Annotated in this window: 2 protein-coding genes; both read left to right on the top strand. The window is 62.1% G+C overall.

What is annotated here, in order from left to right; translation table 11 throughout:
* The coding region (locus tag DEO48_RS07725; RefSeq protein ID WP_258306069.1) for an alpha-amylase family glycosyl hydrolase at nt 1–839 on the top strand (839 nt) is incomplete at its 5' end.
* A gap of 88 nt (nt 840–927) precedes the next feature.
* Nucleotides 928–2,580: DUF2339 domain-containing protein (locus tag DEO48_RS07730; protein WP_146198253.1), on the top strand; the 1,653-nt coding region annotated here is incomplete at its 3' end.

The raw sequence follows: 2,580 nt of genomic DNA on the forward strand, positions 1-2,580 counted from the left end.
CGTGGAATATGGACGGCTGGCGGCTGGACGTGGTGCATATGCTCGGTGAAGCCGGCGGGGCGCGGAATAACCTTCAGCACGTCGCCGGGATTACGCGCTCGGCAAAAGCGGCCCAGCCGGAGGCGTTCGTCTTTGGCGAGCACTTTGGCGACGCGCGCCAGTGGCTGCAGAACGATGCGGAAGATGCGGCGATGAACTATCGCGGCTTTACTTTCCCGCTGTGGGGATTTCTCGCTAACACCGATATCTCCTACGATCCGAATCATATCGACGCTGAAACCTGCATGGCGTGGATGGAGAACTATCGCGCCGGTCTGTCCCATCAGCAGCAGCTGCGGATGTTCAACCAGCTCGATAGCCACGATACCGCCCGCTTTAAATCCCTGCTCGGCAAGGATGCGGCGCGTCTGCCGCTGGCGGTCACCTGGCTCTTCACCTGGCCGGGCGTGCCGTGCATCTATTATGGAGACGAAGTGGGGCTGGACGGCAACAACGATCCGTTCTGCCGTAAAACCTTCCCGTGGGAGCCAGAGAAGCAGGACAAGGTGCTGTTCAGCCTGTATCAGCGGCTGGTGAGGCTGCGTAAGCAGAGTCTCGCCCTGCGCTACGGCGGCTGTCAGGTGGTGTATGCCCACGATAACGTGGTAGTGTTTGCTCGCGTCTACAATCAGCAGCGCGTGCTGGTGGCCATTAACCGGGGCGAAGCCTGCGAAGTGGTGCTGGATGATTCACCGTTGCTGAAGGTGGCGGCGTGGAAGAATAAAGAGGGCAAGGCGACGATACAGGACGGCGTGCTGGCGCTGCCTGCGGTATCCGCGACGATCTGGTTCGGCAGTTAAGACCTGTTAATGTTTCCACCTTTTAAGATGGCGCAAATGCAACTATTTGTGTCAATCTTAACGGATCGTTTACGGTGAAGGTGGAAACATGGACGAGCTTTACATCCTTGGCTGTTTGTTCCTGGTTTTTGCGCTGGTGGTTGCGCCCGTGCTTGCGGTTATTGGCTTTAACCGAAGTACGGCGGCGCGACAGGAGATCGCCCGGCTACGCCAGCGCATTGAGGCGCTTGAGCAGCGCGGCGCGAATGAGATAGCGCCAGAGCCGGTGCAGTCTGCCGCTCCGGCGGTCGTGACCGCGCCGATGGTTGAAGATGCTCCCGCGCCTGTCGACCCCTGGCGTTCCGATACTTCCGCAGCCGTGGCACAACCCGCTCCGGCTCCGACGCCTGCGGCAAAACAGCCTTCTGCCTTTGGCGGCATCCTGACGTCGCTGGCGCGCTGGTTTATGCAGGGTAATCCGCTGGCGAAGCTTGGGATCCTGCTGCTCTTCCTCGGTCTGTCATTCCTGCTGCGCTATACCGTTGAACATTCCCTGTTCCCGCTTGAGCTGCGCCTCGTGGCAACGGCGCTGTTTGCCATCGTTCTGCTGGCGGTCGGGTGGCGGCTGCGGCATAAGCGGCGTGTCTATGCGCTGATCCTCCAGGGCGGGGCGACCGGCGTGCTCTACCTGACGGTGTTTGGCGCATTCCGGCTCTGGCAAATGCTGCCGATGACGCTGGCCTTTGCGCTTCTGGTGGTGATATGCGCGGCGAGCGTCGGGCTGGCGGTGCTGCAGAAGGCGCTGAGCCTTGCCATGCTGGCAAGCCTCGGCGGGTATCTTGCGCCGCTGCTGCTGTCTACCGGGGGCGGCAGCTTTGTCGCGCTGTTCTCTTTCTATCTCCTGCTTTCCATCGGCATTCTCGCTATCAGCATCTGGCAGCACTGGCGCGAGCTGAATCTGCTCGGGCTACTGTTTACGTTCGGCGTGGGCGGCCTGTGGGGGCTGAATGACTACCAGCCTGAAGACTATTGGGTCTGCCAGCTGTTCCTGATCGCCAATACGCTGATATTCGGCGTCCTGAGCGTGGCGCTGTCGCTGCGGGCGCAGGAGAAAGGGAAGCAAATTATTGACGGCGTGCTGCTGTTTGCCCCGCCGCTGATCGGTTTCGGGATGCAGTACGGCATGACCCGGTACTGGGAGTATGGACCGGCCCTGAGCGCGCTGGGCTACGGCGCATTTTATCTTACCCTCGCGTTCCTTGCGCTGCGGCGCTATCCCTCTATCGGGCGACCTCTGGTCATGGCGGCGCTGGCTATTGGCGGCGGATTTGCCACGCTCGCCATTCCGCTGGCGCTGTCGGCGCGCTGGACGGCGATGGCCTGGGCGCTGGAAGGGCTGGGTATCCTCTGGCTGGGCGTACAGCAGAACCAGCGTCGCATGAGCTATAGCGGGACGGCGCTGCTGGTGCTGGCGCTTAGCAGCGCGCTGTGGGCGCAAGCGAACGGTGTTACGTCCCTGAGCCTGCTGCTGATCTTCACCATCCTCAGCCTTTGCTGGCTGGCTGCGGCCTGGCTGTGGAGGACTCTCTTCCTGCCGCTCAGCCGGGCGCTGCTGGCAGGAGGACTGCTGTTCTGGCTGGTGGCGCTATTGGGCGCATCGGGGCTGGTGATGACGCAGGAATTGCCGATTCTGGCGGGCGTGCTGGCGCTGACGGCGGTGTCGGCCTGGGGCTGGCGACAGGTAGCTGCTCGCCTGACGTGG

It is taken from the genome of Enterobacter sp. CGMCC 5087 (genome assembly GCF_003144775.1).
In the GTDB taxonomy this organism is placed as follows: domain Bacteria; phylum Pseudomonadota; class Gammaproteobacteria; order Enterobacterales; family Enterobacteriaceae; genus Enterobacter; species Enterobacter cloacae_M.